The sequence below is a fragment of the Enterobacter sp. kpr-6 genome (genome assembly GCF_900116015.1).
Taxonomy (GTDB): Bacteria; Pseudomonadota; Gammaproteobacteria; order Enterobacterales; family Enterobacteriaceae; genus Enterobacter_D.
The window spans coordinates 417,725-437,948 of record NZ_FOYH01000001.1 but is presented as its reverse complement, the minus strand read 5'-3'; the positions used below and the strand labels follow the sequence as shown (position 1 = coordinate 437,948).

Genomic DNA, 20,224 nt, shown 5'->3' with positions numbered 1-20,224 from the left:
CTTCCCTGCAAAAAGAGGCCGCACCCCACGCGGCCTCTGCGTCCCGTTTACTGTAGTGCGATTAGCCCTGTCTTGCACGCTGGATGTCGCGCACCCGCTGCTTTTCTGCTCGCGCCATCAGATACCAGGCGATAAATCCAACAATTCCCACCACACCGAGAATAATTGACGCCAGGGCGTTGATCTCAGGGTTTACCCCCATGCGCACGCTGGAGAAGACCAGCATCGGCAGCGTGGTCGCCCCAGGCCCTGAAACAAAGCTGGCGATCACCAGATCGTCGAGGGACAGCGTAAAGGCCAGCAGCCAGCCGGAGACAATCGCCGGCATAATCATCGGCAGCGTAATGATGAAGAACACTTTCAGCGGCGTCGCACCCAGATCCATCGCCGCCTCTTCAATCGAGCGATCCAGCTCGCGCAGGCGCGATGAGATCACCACCGCCACGTAAGCGGTACAGAAGGTCACATGCGCCAGCCAGATGGTCAGCATCCCGCGATCGGCCGGCCAGCCAATCGCGTGGCCGAGGGCGACAAACAGCAGCAGCAGCGACAGCCCGGTGATCACATCCGGCATAACCAGCGGCGCGGTGATCATAAAGGCAAAGCCATTCGACCCGCGAAACCGGCCAAAGCGCACCATCACCACGGCGGCAATGGTGCCCAACACCACTGCCATCGTGGCCGCACAAGCGGCAATAGTCAGACTTAAGCCCACCGCGCTCATCATCGCGTCATCGCGGAACAGCTCGCCGTACCAGCGGGTAGACCACCCCGCCCAGACGGTCACCAGTTTTGAACTGTTAAACGAATAGACCACCAGCATCAGCATTGGCGCATACAGGAACGTGAAGCAGACCACCAGGATTAAAATACGCCATGGGGAACGTACGACCGGTAAATTATTCATGCGTGATCTCCTGTGGCTTTACTCTGGTGTTTGTGGAACCACATGATCGGCATGATCAGCAGCAACAGCATGATGATCGCCACCGCCGAGGCCACCGGCCAGTCACGGTTGTTAAAGAACTCCTGCCACAGCACACGGCCAATCATGATGCTGTCCGGGCCGCCGAGCAGTTCCGGGATCACAAATTCCCCGACCGCCGGGATAAACACCAGCATTGAACCGGCGATAATCCCGCCTTTGGTCAGCGGCACAATGACGCTGAAAAAGGTCTTCAGCGGGCGCGCGCCCAGATCCAGCGAGGCTTCCACCAGCGAGTAATCAATGCGCGTCAGCGCGGTATAAATCGGCAGCACCATAAACGGCAGATAGGCGTACACGATGCCGATATAGACCGCCAGGTTGGTGTGCAGAATAGTCAGCGGCTGGTCGATAACCCCGAGCCACAGCAAAAAGTTATTCAGCACGCCGTTGTTTTTCAGGATCCCCATCCAGGCGTAAACGCGGATCAGAAACGAGGTCCACGACGGCAAAATCACCAGCAGCAGCAAAATATTGCGCGTGGAGGGTTTGCTGTGCGCCACCGCCCAGGCCAGCGGATAGCCCATTAACAGACAGCAGATTGTTGAGACAGCCGCCACCTGTAATGACTGGAGATAGGCTTCAAAATAGAGCGGATCGTCCGTCAGTTGCAGGAAGTTGTTAATGTTCAGCGTCAGGCTAAGCTGCCCGTCTTCCCAGGCCATCAGGTCGGTATACGGCGGGATCGCGCGCGCCATCTCTGCCAGGCTGATTTTGAAGACGATCAAAAACGGCAGTAAAAACAGCAGACATAGCCAGATGTACGGCATGGCGATCACAAGCTTTCGCCCGTGCTTCATCTGCATCCGCGCCAGCCACAGTGTAAAACCGCCCGCGTTGACCGTACGGGCCGGTGGTTCAGGTTTACTCATCGCCGCTCCTTAAACCGTTAAAACCACACAACTGTCGGCATCCCAGCACAGGCGAACTTCATCGCCCCAGGTGGGTAAGCCTTTGCGGTAGCGGTGCGCGTTTTGCAACTGCGCGCTGATCATTTGCCCGCTTTGCAGACGGACGTGATAAATAGAGAGATCGCCGAGGTAGGCGATGTGTACCACTTCGCCGACCGCGAAGTTATAGCCATCGGCAGGCGGATCTTCGCAGAGCATGATTTTTTCCGGGCGCAGGGCGACAAACACCGGCACGTTATCCACCACAGAGGCGTCGGGATCGACTTTCAGCGGATGCATCAGCCCCGGCGCGTCGATCACCAGGCCATCTTCCTGGCGCTCTTTCAGCAACCCTTCGAAGACATTCACCGAACCGATAAATTCGGCGCTGTAGCGGGTGGTCGGGTGCTCGTAGATCTCTTCCGGCTCGCCGATTTGCACGAACTTACCGCGATTCATGATCGCAATTCGCCCGGCCATGGTCATCGCCTCTTCCTGGTCGTGGGTCACCATCACGCAGGTGACGCCGACGCGCTCAAGAATATCCACCACTTCAAGCTGCATCCGGTCGCGCAGTTTTTTATCCAGCGCGCCCATCGGCTCGTCAAGCAGCAGTAATTTAGGCCGTTTGGCGAGGCTGCGGGCCAGCGCCACGCGCTGCCGTTGCCCGCCGGAAAGCTGATGCGGTTTGCGTTTGGCAAACTCAGACATATGCACCAGGCTCAGCATTTCCGCCACACGGCTGGTGATTTCCGCTTTCGGCAGTTTGTCCTGCTTCAGACCAAAGGCGATGTTCTGTTCCACCGTCATGTGCGGGAACAGCGCGTAGGACTGAAACATCATATTAATGGGACGCAGATAGGGCGGGACATGCGCCAGATCGACGCCGTCGAGCATGATTTGCCCGGTGGTTGGCTGCTCAAAACCCGCCAGCATACGCAGCAGCGTTGACTTACCGCAGCCGGATGCGCCCAGCAGGGCAAAGATTTCACCTTTGTAGATGGTCAGATTGACATCATCAACGGCATGCTGACCGTCAAACGATTTGGTCAGGTTACGGATTTCCAGCAGCGGCGTTAATGCCTTGCGGGTTTTCGCCTGGGGGCGGGGGATAGCGTCATTCACTCAAATGCTCTCCGGCATATATCACTCACGGTGCACACGCACCAGAGGGGTGCGTATCGCCGGGCAGCACGCAGCTTGCCCGGCCTGTAAAACGGTTACTTACCGCTTTTCACCTTCGTCCACGCACGGGTGCGCACGCGGTCAATTTTCGGCTCCTGCACTTTCAGCGTGTAGAGTTTGGCGAAGACATCCGCTGGCGGGTAGATCGCCGGGTTGTTACGCACTTCTTCGCTGATCATCGGCACAGAGGCTTTGTTACCGTTGGCGTAGAACACGTAGTCACTGACGTGCGCGATGACATCCGGGCGCATCAGGTAGTTCAGGAACTGGTAGGCTTCTTCGGTATTTTTCGCGTCTTTCGGCATGGCGAAGACGTCGAAGAACGCCAGCGCGCCCTCTTTCGGAATGATGTAGGAAACATTCACGCCGTTTTTGGCTTCTTTCGCGCGGTTCGCTGCCTGCCAGACATCCCCTGCCCAGCCGATCGCCACGCAGATATCACCGTTGGCCAGATCGTTAATGTACTGAGAGGAGTGGAAGTAGCGGATATTCGGACGCAGCTTCAGCAGCAGATCCGTGGCCGCGCCGGTGTAATCAGAGGCGTTGCTGCTGTTCGGATCTTTACCGAGGTAGTTCAGCACGGTGGCGAAAATCTCTTCCGGGGCATCAAGGAAGGAGACGCCACAGCTTTTTAATTTTTCCAGGTTTTCCGGCTTCAGCACCACGTCCCAGCTATCAATCGGCACGTCGCCCAGCACGGCTTTGACTTTATCGACGTTAAAGCCAATCCCGGTGGTCGCCCACAGGTACGGCACAGCGTATTTGTTTTCGGGATCGTGTTTCGCCACCAGCTTCAACACTTCCGGGTCCATATTCTTCCAGTTCGGCAGCTTGCTCTTGTCCAGCGGCTGGAATACGCCTGCGGTAAGCTGGCGCTCAAGGAAGCTCGCCGACGGCACCACGAGATCGAAGCCGGTGCTGCCCGCCATTAATTTGCCTTCGAGCACTTCGTTGGAATCAAACACGTCATAGACGACTTTAATGCCGGTCTCTTTTTCAAAGTTAGCGACCGTGTCCGGCGCAATATAATCAGACCAGTTATAAACATGCAGCGTTTTTTGTTCTGCCGCGAAGGTGCTGGCCGTGACCGCCATCAGTGCACCCGCAACCAGACCGGACAACCATTTTTTATTCAGGGTGGTCATATCTCATTCCTTCTGGAAAGTTCGTTAACATACGAACTAAATCGTCGCATTCATCATATGCAAGAATCATGCATACTTTGTCACTCAGAACAGCTTCGGGTAAAGCTCGTCACCCGGCAGACGCTGCATGCTATTGAAGCCCCGCAAGAATAACTGTAGCCAGGGTTCGGGGCTATAGGTCAGATTAAAAAACGCCTTTTACCAATTTTTTATGCAGGAAACGTCTATGTGATAAGCCGAAATAGCAGAAAGGGAGGTGAAATATTCTTTAAGGAAAGGTTAAAAGCAGAATAAAAACGGGAATTATGCAGCCGCCACGGTAGCGACTGCGCTAATGTCTCTGCAGCTTAGTGAAGAAAATTGTGCGGCGTTTCGCCCGCCGGGGTCTCTTCTTCGCTGGTGAACAGCAACTGATGGGCGCAGGCTTCAAGGATCACCATGGAGATCTGCTCTTCGCTCTGGCGCATAAACCAGGAGAATTGTTTAAAGGTGATCCCCGGTGCGGCGAATAAAGACTGGCAAACCACCAGCTTTGGCAGATTATCATCCTGAATATCAAGGAAGGCTTTCACGGTCAGGGAACTGGCATTAATGGCCGACAAATCCGAGGCCAGGGGCAGCAGCGCGGAAGGCTTCACTTCCGCCATGGCAGAGAAAAGAATAATTTCATCCACCAGGTCGATTTTTGCATCGTAAATGCCGTCAAAATTCTGCATATGCGGCAGGTGCAACGCCTGACAGGTATCACATTCGTAAAAACTTATGCCCAGCTCGTCAAGCCACTGACGCAAGGTGTCCAGACCGGGAACGACGAGTGAATCCATAAAATGTGTTACCTCTTAAAAAAATTACGCGGTGCCTAGCTTACGCAAAAATGCCTGCTCATGCCATTCCTACCCGTCAGCCGCCTGTTTTCAGGCAAAAATCCGGCGTGGCCTGCTGTTCAATCCATTCAATCATCCGCCCGGCGATATCTATGCCGGTGGTTTTTTCGATGCCTTCAAGACCTGGCGAGGCGTTCACTTCCATCACCAGCGGCCCGCGATTTGCCCGCAGAATATCCACTCCGGCCACGTCCAGCCCCAGGGTTTTGGCCGCCAGAATAGCTATTTCCCGCTCGCGCAGGGTGATGTTTGCCACTGACGCCACCCCGCCGCGATGCAGATTGGAGCGGAAATCGCCCTCTTTCGCCCGGCGCTCAATGGCGGCGACCACTTCGTTGCCCACCACCAGACAGCGGATATCGCAGCCTTTGGCTTCCTGAATGTATTCCTGCACCAGGATATGCGCATTCAGCCCGCGAAATGCGTCGATGACGCTTTCTGCCGCCTGGCGCGTTTCCGCCAGCACCACGCCGATGCCCTGCGTCCCCTCCACCAGCTTCACCACCAGTGGCGCGCCGCCCACCATGTCGATCAGATCGCTGGTGTCATCGGGCGAATGGGCAATGCCCGTTACCGGCAGATCAATGCCCTGCCGGGCCAGCAATTGCAGCGAGCGCAACTTGTCGCGCGCACGGGTAATGGCCACGGATTCATTGAGCGGATAACTGCCGAGCAGCTCAAACTGACGCAGCGCCGCCGTACCGTAAAAGGTAATGGCGGAGCCGATGCGCGGGATCACCGCATCAAAAAAGGGAAGCTGGCGGCCTTTATAATGAATGGACGAGGCCGCCGGACTGATATTCATATAACAGGAAAGCGGATCGAGGATCTCGACGAGATGACCCCGGCGAATTGCCGCTTCACGCAGGCGTTTGCATGAATAGAGCGTTCCATCCCGGGACAATATGGCTATTTTCACCCTGCACCTCTCTAATAATACGGGGGCAACTGCCCCGGTATCATACACTCAGCGGCATAAAGGATGAACGGGATTTAACGCGTCGCCCAGCCCTGCTTATGCAAATAATCGAGGATAAAGGGACGGCTTTCTTTGATGATGGTGCGACGAATATGGTCGCTCCAGGTATCGCGGCGATTATTGGTGTCGCGCGTGAGGTAGTACTGCGCCAGCGTTTCGTCGTACTCTGCGAGCACCTCTTCGTCTACCGGCTGATAGTGGTTCTCATGCACCAGCATCGCGGCAGGCATACGCGGCTTCACATCCGGGTTATCCGCAGGCCAGCCGAGGCACATCCCGAACAGCGGCAGCACGTACTTTGGTAACGCCAGCAGGTCGGTGACTTCATTAATGCTGTTACGAATACCGCCGATGTACACGCCGCCAAGCCCGAGCGATTCCGCTGCGGTAAAGGCGTTCTGCCCCATAATCGCGGTGTCTACTGCGCCCAGCAGCAACTGCTCGGCAAGCCCTAACTGGGCGTCCGGGCAAATCTGTAGGTTGCGATTAAAATCGGCGCAAAAGACCCAGAACTCCGCCGCCTGAGCGATATGTTTTTGCCCGCCGGTGAGCGTGACAAACTGCTCGCGCATAGCCGGATCGGTGATGCGGATAATGGAAGAACACTGCAAAAAGCTGGAACTGGACGCCGCCTGGGCACTGGCAATAATGGCTTCACGCTGCGCCTGCGAGATGGGTTCATCGGTAAAATGACGAATAGAACGGTGGGCGCGCAGCAAATCAATAGTTGGAGTCATCAGAATTTCTCAGGCTTTAGTCTTCAGGTGGTGGCATCGTCACCGCAGGCGCGGCGCGATACGCGTCAAACAGGAAAACCAGTATAGGTCAGATTTGACAGGGCGTACCTGGCAAAACATGGCCTTAACTGCGGCGACTCACCAGAGTGCTGATAAACAGATAGCACAGCGCGCCCAGCGCACACCAGAAGACGCCGCTGAAGAGCCAGGCCAGTTCCTGCCAGAAGGAGCGATCCGGCGTGAGCCACAGCCGCATTATCAGCAGGCATAACGGCGCGGCCAGCATCGCACCGAGTAAGGGCAGCAACACATTGCGGGTGCGGGAGACAAAACTGGCGATTGCGCCTGGAATAATGAAAAACAATAACCCCAGTTCAGGGTGACCGGATGCGCGAAATGCGCCCTTCATGTTTAACAGCAATGAAAGGCAAACCACAATAAAGAGTAAAAAGCAGCAAAAAGCGCTGGCCCAACCACGTTTATACTTCAAACAAGCCTCCTGATACTGCCCCTGGTAGCTGCGGGTTTCGTTCCAGTGGAACGCCCGGTCAGATAAAGCATTGCGGCAGTCCATGCCAAAAAGCACTCATACGAACGCAGGAATCTTGACTAGCCGATGTTTCTTAATGCGATTAAACTACGGCCTGTTTTTTGTTTTTCAGTATATTTTCCGCCAGTCTGTGAGGGGTAAAAGCCTGCTGACGGCCTGCAAAACATTAGCGTAAATCATTATTTCTTTCAACAGCTTACTAGTAAACAAGAAGTTAGACTCCGTGAATATAAACGTCGCAGATTTGTTAAATGGGAATTACATACTGTTATTATTCGTGGTGCTGGCGCTCGGCCTTTGCCTCGGGAAATTACGCCTCGGTTCTGTACAACTCGGTAATTCCATTGGCGTTTTGGTGGTTTCACTCTTATTAGGCCAACAGCATTTTTCTATTAACACCGACGCCCTTAATTTAGGCTTTATGTTGTTTATTTTTTGTGTCGGAGTGGAAGCGGGTCCAAACTTTTTTTCTATTTTCTTTCGCGACGGTAAAAATTATTTAATGCTGGCGCTGGTGATGGTCGGCAGCGCGCTGTTGATCGCTCTCGGTCTGGGCAAACTGTTTGGCTGGGATATTGGTCTTACTGCCGGGATGCTGGCCGGATCGATGACCTCAACGCCGGTGCTGGTGGGCGCGGGAGACACGCTGCGCCACTCCGGAATGGACAGCGTTCAGCTTTCCAGCGCGCTCGATCATTTAAGCCTCGGCTACGCCCTCACCTACCTTATCGGGCTGGTCAGCCTGATTGTCGGCGCGCGTTATCTGCCTAAGCTCCAGCATCAGGATTTGCAGACCAGCGCCCAGCAAATTGCCCGCGAGCGCGGCCTCGATACCGATACCAACCGCAAAGTATACCTGCCGGTGATCCGCGCCTATCGCGTCGGCCCGGAACTGGTGGCCTGGGCCGATGGCAAGAATCTGCGCGAACTGGGTATTTATCGTCAGACCGGGTGCTACATCGAGCGCATTCGCCGCAACGGTATCCTCGCCGCACCCGACGGCGACGCCGTATTGCAAATGGGCGATGAAATCGCGCTGGTGGGCTACCCCGACGCTCACGCCCGCCTCGATCCGAGCTTCCGTAACGGGAAAGAGGTCTTTGACCGCGACTTGCTGGACATGCGCATCGTCACCGAAGAGATCGTGGTGAAAAACCACAACGTGGTAGGCCGCCGTCTCGCGCAACTGAAGCTCACCGATCACGGCTGTTTCTTAAACCGCGTGATCAGAAGCCAGATTGAGATGCCGATTGATGACAATATTTTGCTCAATAAAGGCGATGTTCTCCAGGTCAGCGGCGACGCCCGCCGCGTTAAAACCATTGCCGACCGCATCGGGTTTATCTCTATTCACAGCCAGGTGACCGACCTGCTGGCGTTTTGTGCCTTCTTTATTGTCGGTTTGATGATCGGCATGATCACCTTCCAGTTCAGCACCTTCAGCTTTGGCATTGGCAATGCGGCCGGGCTGCTGTTTGCCGGGATCATGCTGGGCTTTTTGCGTGCTAACCACCCGACATTCGGCTACATCCCGCAGGGCGCGCTGAATATGGTGAAAGAGTTTGGCCTGATGGTGTTTATGGCAGGCGTCGGTTTAAGCGCCGGTAGCGGCATCGGCAACAGCCTCGGCGCGGTCGGCGGACAGATGCTGATTGCGGGCCTGCTGGTGAGTCTGGTTCCGGTGGTGATCTGTTTTCTGTTTGGCGCATACGTTTTGCGCATGAACCGCGCCCTGCTGTTCGGCGCAATCATGGGCGCGCGTACCTGCGCACCGGCGATGGAGATCATCAGCGACACCGCCCGCAGCAATATCCCGGCGCTGGGTTATGCCGGCACCTACGCCATCGCCAACGTACTGCTGACGCTCGCCGGTACACTGATTATCATCATCTGGCCGGGGCTCGGATAAGTCTGAAGTTAAACGCTGGCGCTAAATATTTTCGCCATCCCCAGAACTTTTTCGCGGGGTGTCAGTCATAACTAGTGCCACTGCTTTTCTTTGATGTCCCCAATTTGTGGAGCCCATCAACCCCGCCATCTTTGGTTCAAGGTTGATGGGTTTTTTGTTGCCTGAAATTTATGATTGCTATGCCAGGGCATTTATTCTGGCTGTTCTGATTACTCATTCACGCCGTTTCAATAGCATACAAAAGCTCAACTAACGCCGCCGCGCTCACATTATCCCAGCGCAGATAACTCGACAAAGAGCTATTACCCGAATCCTTACCTAAGTGATCGCTGGATGCGGAAACCCACACGGCCCCGCTCTGTTGGCAAAAGTAGGTTGACCCCTTTAAACCGTCGCGCTGAATGCGTTTCTTCCAGGTATCAACCTGCTGCGTCGTGACACGTAAACTCATTACTCCCCCAAATAAATCAAGCAATCCCGATTGATGAGGCCATAAGATATCAGGAATCAATAAGTGCAAAGAATATCAGGGTTTGATTTTCACCCCGCGCGCGCGTCTCTTTTCACCAAACTTTGATCCTACTCCCTATTTTACCCTCCAACCTATTCACCAGACTTCTATACTTGCGAATGCATATAATCAACAAAAGGCCACATCCTTATGTCTGCTTCCACTGTAGTAAAAATTGCAGTGCTTTCAGGTCTGCTGGCGTTATCCGGTTGCGCGTCAAAGGTCACGCAACCGGATCGCTATTCCGGTTTTTTGAAAGACTACTCTGGCTTACAGGAAACCAAATCCGCCACCGGTAAACCCGTGATGCGCTGGATCGATCCCAGCTTTGATGAAAGCAAATATGACAGCATCGCCTTCCAGCCGGTTACCTACTACCCCACTCCCCGGCCAACCAGTCAGATTAGCCAGCAAACCCTGGACAGCCTCCTGACCTACACCAATACCAAACTGAAAGCCGCCGCGGCCCAGCGTAAGCCGTTAGTGGCCTCGCCGGGTCCACGCAGCCTGATTTTCCGCGGTGCGATAACCGGTGTGAATACCAGCCGCGAGGGTCTGCAATTTTATGAAGTCGTCCCCGTCGCGCTGGTGGTTGCAGGCGTTCAGGCCACGACCGGGCATCGCACTATGGATACCCAGATCTTTTTTGAAGGTGAGTTAATTGATGCCGCGACCAACAAACCGGTGATCAAAGTCGTGCGTCAGGGCGAAGGGAAAGACGTCAACAATGCCAATGCCCCGGTGACGGTGGATACCTTGCGCAAAGTGGTTGATGATTTAGCCACTGATACCACCCTGTTTGACGCGAGCAAAAAATAAATAAAACGCGCTATCGCCAGGTAGCGCGATTTTAACGCTCTTGCCATGCCTTTTATCATTACGATTTTCGTATGATTTTAATCAGGAAAATAAACCGCTACGTTTACCATTAACGTAATAACGTTGATAAGAGGCAATTATGTTTCTTAATTATTTTGCGTTAGGCGTCCTGATCTTCGTGTTTCTGGTTATTTTTTACGGAATCATCATCTTGCATGATATTCCTTATCTTATTGCCAAAGCGCGCAATCATCCGCATGCAGATGCTATCCATGTCGCCGGTTGGGTAAGTTTATTTACGCTACATGTTATCTGGCCTTTTTTATGGATATGGGCCACGCTTTATCGCCCTGAGCGGGGCTGGGGAATGCAAAATCAGAGCGCAGCCTATGCAGATCTTGAAAAGCGCGTAGCGGAACTGGAGCAAATTCAGGCCGCTAACCCTGTTCCTCCGGCGGAGTAATTGTATGGATCTGCTCATTATTCTTACCTATGTGGCTATCGCCTGGTCCATTTTTAAAATATTTAAAATACCGGTAAATAAATGGACGGTGCCTACCGCTGCCCTCGGCGGTATATTTTTAATTAGCGCGCTTATTCTTTTAATGAATTATAACCACCCTTATACTTTTACGGCGCAAAAAGCGGTAATTTCTATTCCTATAACGCCACAGGTCACCGGCGTGGTGATTGAAGTGACAAATAAACAAAACCAGCGACTGACGAAAGGTGAGGTGTTATTCAAACTCGATCCGACCCGTTATCAGACGCGGGTAAACCGCCTGAAGGCCGAACTGACCACCGCTATCTCCAGTATCCGGACGCTTAAAGGTCAACTTGATGAGGCCATCGCTAACACGTCACGGGTTTCAGCCGAACGCGACCGCTTATACAAGGATTACCAGCGCTATCTGCGGGGAAGCCGGGCGCGGGTCAATCCGTTTTCTGAAAGCGACATTGATAATGCGCGGCAAAATTATCTGGCACAGGATGCGATGGTAAAAGCGTCCGTTGCCGAACAGTCGCAGATTAAAAGCGAGCTGGACAGCGTGATAAACGGCGAGCAGTCGCAGATTGTCAGCCTGCGGGCGCAACTGGCAGAAGCGACCTATAACCTGGAGCAGACGGTGATCCGCGCTCCCGACAACGGCTATGTCACGCAGGTACTGATTCGCCCCGGCACCTATGCAGCCGCCCTTCCGCTACGCCCGGTGATGGTATTTATCCCGGAACAAAAACGGCAAATTATCGCCCAGTTCCGGCAAAATTCGCTGCTGCGTCTGGAAGCGGGCGATGACGCTGAAGTGGTATTTAACGCTTTTCCCGGACAGATATTTCCCGGAAAGCTGGTAAAAGTTTTGCCCGTTGTTTCCGGTGGTACTTATCAGGCGCAGGGTACGCTGCAATCTCTTACGACCACGCCCGATTCTGACCGGGTGCTGGCGATTATCGATCTGGAGCCAAATAAAGCGATCGACGCCCTGCCGGATGGTATTTTTGCTCAGGTGGCTGTTTATTCTGACCATTTCACTCACGTCGCCGTGATGCGTAAAGTATTACTGCGAATGACAAGCTGGATGCATTACCTTTATCTCGATCATTAATTTTTTTCGGCTTTTGATAACAACTGGGATTTTATCCATCCCTTGATTAAACCCCAGCGGCAATCTATACCATAATTGTAGAGTAATGAGCTTTTATACATAACCATGCCAAAAGGAAATCTGATATGAAAAAAGTCATCGTCGGTATTTTCATTAGCACGCTTAGTGTCAGTGCTTTTGCTGCGGAATTAATGTCAAAAGCGGATTTTGCAAAAGTTAAGGATGAGTATACAAAAGTCGGCACAATTACTACCTCTGACGAAATGGCACCGTCTGATGCCAGAAAAGAGCTGGAGAAAAAAGCCGAAGAAAAAGGCGGGGATATTTTTGTGGTCACTTCCGCTGAAACCAAAGATAAAATCCACGGCACCGCTGAAGTCTATAAGAAAAAATAATTCCTCTTTTTATCTTTATTCCTCTCTCCTTCCGGAGAGGGGAATATCCCGCCTCCCCATCGTGCTCGCCCATCGGACCAACGCTTCACCCGCTTTTGTGTACAATAGAAGAGTTACTGTGGTCTCAACTGTTCTCAGGGAAGTGATGTTATGACGGAATTATCTCCGCGCCAGGCACTGCGCAGGCGCATGTGGGCAATGTTCATGTTTTTCTTTTTGCCCGGTTTACTGATGGCCTCCTGGGCCTCGCGCACCCCCACCATCCGCGACATTCTGGCGGTATCGACCGCTGAAATGGGTGCGGTCCTGTTTGGCCTGTCGATCGGTTCGATGACCGGCATTCTTCTGTCGGCAAAAATGGTAAAACGCTTTGGCACCCGTAAGGTGATCCGGGCCACGATGTCGCTTTCCGTCTGCGGCATGATTATTTTAAGCCTTGCCCTGTGGCTGGCCTCTCCCCTTGTTTTCGCCCTCGGGCTGGCGGTATTTGGCGCGAGCCTGGGTTCGGCGGAAGTGGCGATAAACGTCGAAGGCGCGTCGGTTGAGCAGGAGATGAACAAAACCGTCCTGCCGATGATGCACGGTTTTTACAGCCTCGGCACGCTGGTGGGCGCAGGCGTCGGTATGGCGCTTACCGCATTCAGCGTCGCGGCCAACATTCATATTCTGCTGGCGGCGCTGGTCACTATCCTGCCTATCATTATTGCCATCACCGCGATCCCGCACGGAACGGGTAAAAATCCCGTGGATGAGGGCGCACACGCGGAAAAAGGGCTGCCGTTTTATCGCGACGTTCAGTTGATGCTGATTGGCGTGGTGGTGCTGGCGATGGCATTTGCCGAAGGGTCAGCGAATGACTGGCTGCCGCTGCTGATGGTGGATGGTCACGGCTTTAGCCCTACCTCGGGTTCAATGATCTACGCGGGCTTTACGCTCGGCATGACCGTCGGACGCTTTACCGGGGGCTGGTTTATCGACCGCTACAGCCGGGTCGCGGTGGTGCGGGCGAGCGCGATAATGGGCGCGCTGGGCATCGCGCTGATTATCTTTGTTGATATTGACTGGGTGGCGGGCGTGTCGGTGATCCTGTGGGGACTGGGCGCGTCGCTGGGCTTCCCGCTGACCATCTCCGCCGCCAGCGATACCGGACCGGATGCGCCAACGCGGGTCAGCGTGGTCGCCGCCACCGGGTATCTGGCCTTTCTGGTCGGGCCGCCGCTGCTGGGCTTTTTAGGCGAGCATTATGGCCTGCGCAGCGCCATGATGGTGGTGCTGGCGCTGGTGATCGTTGCGGCGCTGGTAGCGCGGGCGGTGGCAAAACCCGCCCCTCAGGAACAGATCTGCGAGAGTTAATCGCCTGAGGCCCGGCGGCGTACGTTGCCGGGCCTACGAGAGTGAGTTGCCTACCGATTTATCTCTTAAAAACACCACCATTAACGCCACCCACAGCACGCCGTTCGCCAGATTGAACAGGCTAAACAGACCGCTGCCGCCGCTGAGGTACGCATGTTTACTCAGCTCGATGCCGACGGTGAAAATCGCCATTTGCAGCATCCCCATCGCCGCTGAAACCGTGCCCTTACTCATGTCGCTGGCGAACAGCGTCAGGCGCACCAGCCCGGCGTTAGCCAGCCCAATGCCGAAGGCATACAGACTCAGCCCGGCGGTCATCCAGAGATAGGCATGAGACGACACCACGGTCGCCACCGCCGCCAGCACCAGCCCGAAAACAATCGGCCAGCCGCCGAAAATAATCAGCGCACGCACCGTGCGGCGGGAGGTGAGTCGCGCCAGCACCAGGTTACCGATAATCAGCGCGCCAAAAATCGGCACCTGGAGCAGGCCATATTCATAGCTGGACATGCCTTCACCGCTGATGATGATGATCGGCGACTGGGCGATCCACGCGAGCAGCGGCAGGCTGACAAACCCGGTCGCCAGCGCGCCCGCCACAAAGCGCACGTTTTTCAGTACCGCTTTGTAATCGCGTCCCAGCGCTTTCAGCGAGAGCGGTTCACCCAGTCGCGTGGCAGTTTCCGGCATCGCGCGCTGCAACCCGAAAAAAGCGATAGCGGCAAGCACAGCGAACAAAATGAACATGCCTTCCCAGGGCGCAGCGTGCACCCAGGCTGCGCCGACCAGCGGGCCTAACAGCGGCGCAATCAGTGCGACGTTCGCCATCAGAGCGGTAATTTTGATGCAGGTCGCCTCGTCAAAGGATTCCTGGATCGCCGCATACCCCACCGCGCCAATAAAGCACAGGCTTACCCCCTGTAAAAAACGCAGGATAGTGAACTGCTCAATATTCTGCGCCAGCAAGGTCGCAAGGCAGGTGAGAATAAACCACACCACACCGGTTAACATGACCGGGCGGCGGCCAATGCGATCCGACAGCGGCCCGAGCAGCCACTGGAGGAACATGCCGCCTGCAAGGTATGCGGTCATCGAGGTGGGTACCCACTCAATACCGGCGTGGTACTGCTCAACTACCGCCAGCATCCCCGGCTGAATCATATCGTTGGCGATATAGGTTGAGAATTCGTAAAGCACAAGACAAAGCGGAAACAACAGTGCCTGGCGACCTAAACGGCCTCCAGAAAGAGAATGGTTTTGCATGCAATTATTTATCCTTAAAAATCGCGCAAAGTGTAATGAAACAGCGGTCGCGGTGACAGTGAATTATGCGTAAGCGCAAAAAATTCGCACAATTTTACCGCCGTCCCTCTATTTAGCGCCCTCTATTTTGTAACGGTTTAATCCCGCCCCGGCATGATAGCCCGGCATAGAATACGCCGGAAAATATTCATGCTCCAGATAACTAAGACAAAACTGGTTTACCCCCCATCGGCCTGCTTTTAAGGTAGCCCCTTTTCGCATGGTGATGCGGAGCACGCCTAAGAGAGTGACAAGGTATGTTAGAAGATCTTAATTACACCCTGTTTTACGCCCTCAACGCGACGCCTGCGTCGCCTGACTGGTTGATCAATGCCGCGATTTTTATTGCCAAAGATGTCATCACCCTTGTGCCACTGCTGGCGGTGGCACTCTGGCTCTGGGGGCCGCGCGGCCAGGTCAGCGCCCAGCGACAGTTAGTGATCAAAGTGACCATGGCGATGGGCGTAAGCCTGCTGCTTTCCTGGGTGATGGGACATCTGTTCCCGCACGATCGCCCCTTTGTGGACGGCGTGGGCTATCACTTTCTCCCGCACGCACCGGACGACTCCTTCCCCAGCGATCACGGCACCGTTGCCTTTACCTTTGCGCTGGCGTTTCTGCTCTGGCACCGCGTCTGGTCGGGCATGGTGCTGATGGGCGTCGCGCTGGCGATTGCCTGGTCGCGCGTTTATCTCGGCGTGCACTGGCCGCTGGATATGCTCGGCGGATTGCTGGTGGGTTTAAGCGGCTGCCTGACGGCGCAGATCCTGTGGCAGATCATGGGCGCGCCGCTGCATGACTCGCTGCAACGCGGTTACCGGATTTGCTTTGCCATCCTCATTCGTAAAGGCTGGATACGTGACTAACCCTGCCTGCACAGGTAAGATTGAACGCCCCGCACGGTGCGGGGTTTTACCATGCTGCCAGGGGATTTATGGAAACAAGACGTGACGAGCGCATTGGCCTTTTGCTTCAGGCGCTGAAGCGGAGCGATAAGCTGCATCTCAAGGAAGCGGCTACGCTACTGGGCGTGTCAGAGATGACCATTCGTCGCGATCTTAATGCCAGTAATACGCCCGTGGTGCTGCTCGGCGGCTATCTGGTTCTGGAACCCCGTACCGCCAGCCATTATCTGCTCAGCGATCAAAAAACGCGCCTGGTGGATGAAAAACGCATTGCCGCGCAACATGCGGCCCGCCTGGTCGAAGCGCATCAGATGGTGTTCTTTGACTGCGGGACCACGACCCCGTGGATTATTGAAGCCATCCCTGCCGACCTGCCGTTTACCGCCATCTGCTATTCGCTGAACACCTTTCTCGCCCTCCAGGAGAAACCGCTCTGCCGGGCTATTCTCTGCGGGGGTGAATTCCACGCCAGCAACGCCATTTTCAAGCCGCTGAATTTTAATGAGACGCTGAATAACCTGTGCCCGGACCTGGCCTTTTATTCGGCGGCAGGCGTGCACTGCGAACTGGGGGCAACCTGTTTTAATCTGGAAGAATTACCGGTGAAGCACTGGGCGATGAAGCACGCCCAGTATCATGTGCTGGTGGTGGATCACAGCAAATTTGGCAAAGTGCGCCCGGCGTGCATGGGCAGCCTGACGGCATTTGATGCCATCGCCAGCGATTGTCGTCCCGATGACAAACTGGTCGCGCTGGCGAGGGCAAAGCAGATCACGCTGCTGTATTAAGCGCGTTTAAGAAAACCAGCTACCAAACCACTGGTTGAATTTCATCAGCACGGCGTCCCACATCCGGCTGAAGAATCCCCCCTCTTCCACCGCCTCCATCACAATCAGCGGACGCTGTTCGATGGAGGTGCCGTTAAGCTGAAAATCGATGCTGCCCACTACCTGGCCCTTTTTCAGCGGTGCGGTGAGCTGCGGTTCGTTCAGTTTCCAGGTCGCTTTCAGATTCTTTAGCTGTCCTTTCGGAATGGTCACGGAACCGGCTTCGCCCGCACCGAGTTTGACTTCATCGCTGTCACCGTACCAGACGCGGGTGCTGACGAAAGTGGCATCAGGCTTGATGGGGGTGACGGTTTCATAGAAGCGGAAGCCCCAGGTCAGCAGTTTTTCCGATTCATTAAAACGGATGCGGTCGGTTTTACTGCCGAGCACCACTGAGATCAGGCGCATATCGCCCTGGGTAGCCGAAGCCACGAGGTTATAGCCCGCCCCTTCGGTCGTGCCGGTCTTCATCCCATCGACGTTAAGATTAGTGCTCCACAGCAGGCGGTTGCGGTTCGGCTGGCGGATTTTATTAAAGGTAAACTCTTTCTCTTTATGAATCGCGTACTCTTCCGGCACATCGCGGATTAGCGCTTTGCCGAGCAGCGCCATATCGCGCGCGGTGCTGAACTGCCCCGGCGCATCAAGGCCGTGCACCGTTTTAAAGGTGGTGTTGGTCAGCCCAAGCAGCTTCGCGTAGTTATTCATCAGGCCGACGAAAGAATCCTGGCTCCCGGCGACGTAATCCGCGATGGCAATACTGGCATCGTTGCCCGACTGGATAATCACCCCTTTATTGAGTTCCGAAACCGGCACCTGATCGCCGGGTTTCAGGAACATTAAAGAAGAGCCGCGCAGGACCGGATTACCGGTGGCCCAGGCGTCTTTGCCGACCGTGACGCTATCATTGAGGTGAATTTTTCCGGCTTTCAGCGCCTGTCCGACCACGTAGCTGGTCATCAGTTTGGTGAGGCTGGCAGGATCCAGCTTCTCGTCGGCGTTACCTTCAGCCAGCACTTTGCCGCTGGCATAATCCATCAGGATCCACGCCCTGGCGTCGATGGCAGGCGCAGCCGGAGCCTGTTCGACCGCGTACAGCGCAGGAGAAAAAAGAAATAACAGCGCGGAACCAGCGAGGCCGCGGAGAGATAAAGAGAAAGAGTTCATAATGACCACCCGTGTATCCATTCAACAAATCGCGAGACATCGCCGTTTCGCAACAAGCGGTGAGTAATAACGCACTCAGGCAATGAAAAAAACCAACAGCAGGTAAAGTTTTTTAAAGTTTACCCAAAAACGGCATACCCCGCCGTGAGCAGAAGGATTTTTTTGTAATTCATTGCGTGAATGTTAAGTTAATTCCATCCTCACTGTTCTCACCTGTTCGCACGGCCTGTTAACAAGGAAATACTATGATTACCCTATGGGGCAGAAATAATTCCACCAACGTCAAAAAAGTGCGCCTGATCCTCGAAGAGCTTGAACTTCCCTACACGCAAATCCTGGCGGGCTTACAGTTCGGCCTTAATCACGATCCTGAGTATCTGGCGATGAATCCCAACGGCCTGGTGCCGCTGCTGCGCGATGATGAAACCAACAGCGTACTGTGGGAATCGAATACGATTGTCCGTTTTCTCGCCGCGCAATACGGTCAGGGGCGGCTGTGGATTGACGAGCCAGCGGCGCGTGCGCAGGCAGAAAAATGGATGGACTGGGCCAGTACCACGCTCGCACCTGAGCATAGCGTGATCCTGAAAAATCTTATCCGCACGCCGCCGGAGCAGCGCAATCAGGCCGCCGTTGATGCCGCCATTGTCAATTGCGATAAGCTGTTGGGCCTGCTGGATGAGTCACTTGGCAGCGCGCCGTGGTTCTCCGGCGACGAATTTGGTCTGGGGGATATTGCTCTGGCACCGTTCATCTACAGCCTGTTTACCATTCATTCGGCGTGGACCGAACGGCCTAATCTGACGCGCTGGTATGCACAGCTTACCGCCCGCCCGACGGTGAAAAACGTGGTGATGATCCCGGTAACCTGAGTCATCATGCCGGGCGGCTGTGGCTTGCCCGGCATGGCACTACTGGCGCTGCGTACTGGCGCGCGGCTGTAATTTCCCGACCAGTTTAATGTGCGTTGCGGCATCTTCCCCGGCGCACAAATACTCCACCGCCATCCTTCCCAGCTCGTTATAAGCCAGTTGCACACTGGTCAGAACCGGCGTGAGCTGGTGCGAAATCCGCTGATCGTCATACCCGGACACCAGCACATCGTGCGGAATTTTCTTCCCTAACTGACTTAACGCCTGATAACAGCCGAGCGTCATCCAGTCGCTGGCGCAGAAAATCGCCTCCGGCGGCTCCGGTAATTTCATCAGTTCAAGCGTGGCGGCAAAGGTGGCATTCAGTGACCAGTCGGTTTTATGGATCAGCGCCGTATCCGGCGCGATTCCCGCATGGCGCAGCGTCTGACAATAGCCTTCAAGACGCTGATTGCTGGCATCCATCCATTCGTCGCCGGAAATGTGCGCGATGCGCGTGACGCCCTGATCGAGCAGATGCTGGGTGACCTGTGAGGCGTTCGCCCGGTCGTCCGGCAGAAACGTCGGCAGCAGCGGGCGGGCAAGATCGTACTGATTGAGCAGCACAACCGGTAAATTCATCAGTGCGGCAAAAGGCGAAAAATCAAAGGGCCGGGTGACGGGACTGGCAAAAATCACCCCGGCGCAGCGGCGTTTATCCAGTTGTCGCAGGATGTGGCGCGCCAGTTCAATGTCGTCACCGTAATCGTAGACCGACAGCAGCGTATCCTGTTGCCAGGCGGTGGCGCTGGCCTCGCTCAGCGCATCGCCAAACGGATCGTAGCCGGGCATACCGCTGATCAGCATGGCCACTTCTTCCTGCCCTTCCGGGCGGTGCGCTACCGACATTTTCTGGTAACCGAGTGATTTCGCGGCGGCAAAAACGCGTTCCCGCGTCGCGTCGCTCAGCCGGATTGTCCGGCTGTTATTCAGCACCAGCGACACGGTGGCCTGCGAAACCCCCGCCTCTCTCGCAATGTCGCCCATGGTGATTTTATTCTTTTTTTGCATTTTTCATCCTCCCGCCAACGCCTGACTATACCACACCGCCCTCTGCCCCCGGACATGTTGATTTTGTGAAAGAAATAACAGTATCGCGGCGGCATTTTGCTCAGAATTGCTCAAGCTAATAAATATTAGCTAAATTTATTAACGCAAGGAGCTAA

At 54.9% G+C, this 20,224-nt stretch carries 21 protein-coding genes; 9 read left to right on the top strand and 12 right to left on the bottom strand.

Annotation, left to right across the window (positions count from 1 at the left end; all coding sequences use genetic code 11):
- Positions 1–61: 61 nt before the first annotated feature.
- The 8 genes from potI to BM373_RS01995 form a co-directional block, all read right to left on the bottom strand.
- Positions 62–907: a putrescine ABC transporter permease PotI gene (potI, locus tag BM373_RS02030; RefSeq protein WP_090458863.1), complete on the bottom strand. Its 846-nt coding sequence runs from the start codon at positions 905–907 to the stop codon at positions 62–64.
- Positions 904–1,857 (bottom strand): putrescine ABC transporter permease PotH, encoded by a 954-nt coding sequence (potH, locus tag BM373_RS02025; protein ID WP_090458860.1) that lies wholly within the window; start codon positions 1,855–1,857, stop codon positions 904–906. The genes potI and potH overlap by 4 nt, the downstream gene beginning before the upstream one ends.
- Positions 1,858–1,866: 9 nt before the next feature.
- A complete protein-coding gene (potG, locus tag BM373_RS02020) occupies positions 1,867–3,000 on the bottom strand; it encodes a putrescine ABC transporter ATP-binding subunit PotG (RefSeq protein ID WP_090458858.1) in 1,134 nt (377 codons plus the stop codon).
- 95 nt (positions 3,001–3,095) lie between these two features.
- Positions 3,096–4,205 carry a spermidine/putrescine ABC transporter substrate-binding protein PotF gene (gene potF / locus BM373_RS02015; protein ID WP_090458856.1) on the bottom strand — a complete coding sequence of 370 codons (1,110 nt, stop codon included), beginning with the start codon at positions 4,203–4,205 and terminating at the stop codon, positions 3,096–3,098.
- A gap of 347 nt (positions 4,206–4,552) precedes the next feature.
- Positions 4,553–5,029 carry a YbjN domain-containing protein gene (locus tag BM373_RS02010; RefSeq protein ID WP_090458854.1) on the bottom strand — a complete coding sequence of 159 codons (477 nt, stop codon included), beginning with the start codon at positions 5,027–5,029 and terminating at the stop codon, positions 4,553–4,555.
- Positions 5,030–5,105: 76 nt separating this feature from the next.
- Positions 5,106–6,008: a 30S ribosomal protein S6--L-glutamate ligase gene (gene rimK / locus BM373_RS02005; RefSeq protein ID WP_090458852.1), complete on the bottom strand. Its 903-nt coding sequence runs from the start codon at positions 6,006–6,008 to the stop codon at positions 5,106–5,108.
- A 74-nt stretch (positions 6,009–6,082) separates the two neighbouring features.
- Positions 6,083–6,805 (bottom strand): oxygen-insensitive NADPH nitroreductase, encoded by a 723-nt coding sequence (nfsA, locus tag BM373_RS02000; protein WP_090458850.1) that lies wholly within the window; start codon positions 6,803–6,805, stop codon positions 6,083–6,085.
- A 124-nt stretch (positions 6,806–6,929) separates the two neighbouring features.
- The gene (locus BM373_RS01995) at positions 6,930–7,295 is read right to left on the bottom strand and encodes an inner membrane protein YbjM (protein ID WP_090458848.1); all 366 of its coding nucleotides are present in this window, start codon (positions 7,293–7,295) and stop codon (positions 6,930–6,932) included.
- 283 nt (positions 7,296–7,578) lie between these two features.
- On the opposite strand from BM373_RS01995, the gene BM373_RS01990 reads away from it, so the two are divergent.
- Positions 7,579–9,264 (top strand): aspartate:alanine antiporter, encoded by a 1,686-nt coding sequence (locus tag BM373_RS01990; protein WP_090458846.1) that lies wholly within the window; start codon positions 7,579–7,581, stop codon positions 9,262–9,264.
- Positions 9,265–9,481: 217 nt separating this feature from the next.
- Here the strand turns inward: BM373_RS01990 and BM373_RS01985 are convergent, their stop codons facing one another.
- Positions 9,482–9,715 carry a hypothetical protein gene (locus tag BM373_RS01985; RefSeq protein WP_090458844.1) on the bottom strand — a complete coding sequence of 78 codons (234 nt, stop codon included), beginning with the start codon at positions 9,713–9,715 and terminating at the stop codon, positions 9,482–9,484.
- Between the two features lie 210 nt (positions 9,716–9,925).
- On the opposite strand from BM373_RS01985, the gene BM373_RS01980 reads away from it, so the two are divergent.
- The 5 genes from BM373_RS01980 to BM373_RS01960 all read left to right on the top strand — a co-directional run bounded on the left by BM373_RS01980 (position 9,926) and on the right by BM373_RS01960 (position 13,946).
- Complete coding sequence (locus BM373_RS01980; RefSeq protein WP_090458842.1) at positions 9,926–10,594, top strand: DUF3313 domain-containing protein; 669 nt, start codon at positions 9,926–9,928, stop codon at positions 10,592–10,594.
- A gap of 139 nt (positions 10,595–10,733) precedes the next feature.
- On the top strand, positions 10,734–11,057 hold the full coding sequence (locus BM373_RS01975; protein WP_090458840.1) for a DUF3302 domain-containing protein: 324 nt from the start codon (positions 10,734–10,736) through the stop codon (positions 11,055–11,057).
- Positions 11,058–11,061: 4 nt separating this feature from the next.
- Positions 11,062–12,198, top strand: coding sequence for an HlyD family secretion protein (locus BM373_RS01970; RefSeq protein ID WP_090458838.1), 1,137 nt, complete (start codon positions 11,062–11,064; stop codon positions 12,196–12,198).
- Between the two features lie 125 nt (positions 12,199–12,323).
- Entirely contained in the window at positions 12,324–12,593 is a 270-nt protein-coding gene (gene yahO / locus BM373_RS01965; RefSeq protein ID WP_090458836.1) for a DUF1471 family periplasmic protein YahO, read from the top strand.
- 150 nt (positions 12,594–12,743) lie between these two features.
- Positions 12,744–13,946 (top strand): MFS transporter, encoded by a 1,203-nt coding sequence (locus BM373_RS01960; protein WP_090458834.1) that lies wholly within the window; start codon positions 12,744–12,746, stop codon positions 13,944–13,946.
- A 33-nt stretch (positions 13,947–13,979) separates the two neighbouring features.
- Here the strand turns inward: BM373_RS01960 and BM373_RS01955 are convergent, their stop codons facing one another.
- Positions 13,980–15,209 (bottom strand): MFS transporter, encoded by a 1,230-nt coding sequence (locus BM373_RS01955; protein WP_090458831.1) that lies wholly within the window; start codon positions 15,207–15,209, stop codon positions 13,980–13,982.
- Positions 15,210–15,505: 296 nt separating this feature from the next.
- Here BM373_RS01955 and ybjG point away from each other — a divergent pair, with 296 nt between their 5' ends.
- Together ybjG and deoR are read left to right on the top strand one after the other, a co-directional pair.
- Positions 15,506–16,114 (top strand): undecaprenyl-diphosphate phosphatase, encoded by a 609-nt coding sequence (gene ybjG / locus BM373_RS01950; RefSeq protein WP_090458828.1) that lies wholly within the window; start codon positions 15,506–15,508, stop codon positions 16,112–16,114.
- A 68-nt stretch (positions 16,115–16,182) separates the two neighbouring features.
- A complete protein-coding gene (gene deoR / locus BM373_RS01945; protein ID WP_090458825.1) occupies positions 16,183–16,941 on the top strand; it encodes a DNA-binding transcriptional repressor DeoR in 759 nt (252 codons plus the stop codon).
- A gap of 6 nt (positions 16,942–16,947) precedes the next feature.
- Here deoR and dacC read toward each other — a convergent pair whose 3' ends face one another.
- Positions 16,948–18,147 (bottom strand): serine-type D-Ala-D-Ala carboxypeptidase, encoded by a 1,200-nt coding sequence (gene dacC / locus BM373_RS01940; RefSeq protein WP_090459963.1) that lies wholly within the window; start codon positions 18,145–18,147, stop codon positions 16,948–16,950.
- Between the two features lie 245 nt (positions 18,148–18,392).
- On the opposite strand from dacC, the gene BM373_RS01935 reads away from it, so the two are divergent.
- Positions 18,393–19,019, top strand: coding sequence for a glutathione S-transferase family protein (locus BM373_RS01935; RefSeq protein ID WP_090458822.1), 627 nt, complete (start codon positions 18,393–18,395; stop codon positions 19,017–19,019).
- Between the two features lie 39 nt (positions 19,020–19,058).
- On the opposite strand, the gene BM373_RS01930 is transcribed toward BM373_RS01935, so the two are convergent.
- Complete coding sequence (locus BM373_RS01930) at positions 19,059–20,069, bottom strand: LacI family DNA-binding transcriptional regulator (RefSeq protein WP_090458820.1); 1,011 nt, start codon at positions 20,067–20,069, stop codon at positions 19,059–19,061.
- Between the last annotated feature and the right edge of the window lie 155 nt (positions 20,070–20,224).

Coding starts and splice junctions, on each gene's coding strand:
- potI (WP_090458863.1), bottom strand. CDS start 907: ATGAATAATTTACCGGTCGTACGTTCCCCATGGCGTATTTTAATCCTG.
- potH (WP_090458860.1), bottom strand. CDS start 1,857: ATGAGTAAACCTGAACCACCGGCCCGTACGGTCAACGCGGGCGGTTTT.
- potF (WP_090458856.1), bottom strand. CDS start 4,205: ATGACCACCCTGAATAAAAAATGGTTGTCCGGTCTGGTTGCGGGTGCA.
- BM373_RS02010 (WP_090458854.1), bottom strand. CDS start 5,029: ATGGATTCACTCGTCGTTCCCGGTCTGGACACCTTGCGTCAGTGGCTT.
- nfsA (WP_090458850.1), bottom strand. CDS start 6,805: ATGACTCCAACTATTGATTTGCTGCGCGCCCACCGTTCTATTCGTCAT.
- BM373_RS01985 (WP_090458844.1), bottom strand. CDS start 9,715: ATGAGTTTACGTGTCACGACGCAGCAGGTTGATACCTGGAAGAAACGC.
- BM373_RS01980 (WP_090458842.1), top strand. CDS start 9,926: ATGTCTGCTTCCACTGTAGTAAAAATTGCAGTGCTTTCAGGTCTGCTG.
- BM373_RS01975 (WP_090458840.1), top strand. CDS start 10,734: ATGTTTCTTAATTATTTTGCGTTAGGCGTCCTGATCTTCGTGTTTCTG.
- BM373_RS01970 (WP_090458838.1), top strand. CDS start 11,062: ATGGATCTGCTCATTATTCTTACCTATGTGGCTATCGCCTGGTCCATT.
- yahO (WP_090458836.1), top strand. CDS start 12,324: ATGAAAAAAGTCATCGTCGGTATTTTCATTAGCACGCTTAGTGTCAGT.
- BM373_RS01960 (WP_090458834.1), top strand. CDS start 12,744: ATGACGGAATTATCTCCGCGCCAGGCACTGCGCAGGCGCATGTGGGCA.
- BM373_RS01955 (WP_090458831.1), bottom strand. CDS start 15,209: ATGCAAAACCATTCTCTTTCTGGAGGCCGTTTAGGTCGCCAGGCACTG.
- ybjG (WP_090458828.1), top strand. CDS start 15,506: ATGTTAGAAGATCTTAATTACACCCTGTTTTACGCCCTCAACGCGACG.
- deoR (WP_090458825.1), top strand. CDS start 16,183: ATGGAAACAAGACGTGACGAGCGCATTGGCCTTTTGCTTCAGGCGCTG.
- dacC (WP_090459963.1), bottom strand. CDS start 18,147: ATGAACTCTTTCTCTTTATCTCTCCGCGGCCTCGCTGGTTCCGCGCTG.
- BM373_RS01935 (WP_090458822.1), top strand. CDS start 18,393: ATGATTACCCTATGGGGCAGAAATAATTCCACCAACGTCAAAAAAGTG.
- BM373_RS01930 (WP_090458820.1), bottom strand. CDS start 20,069: ATGCAAAAAAAGAATAAAATCACCATGGGCGACATTGCGAGAGAGGCG.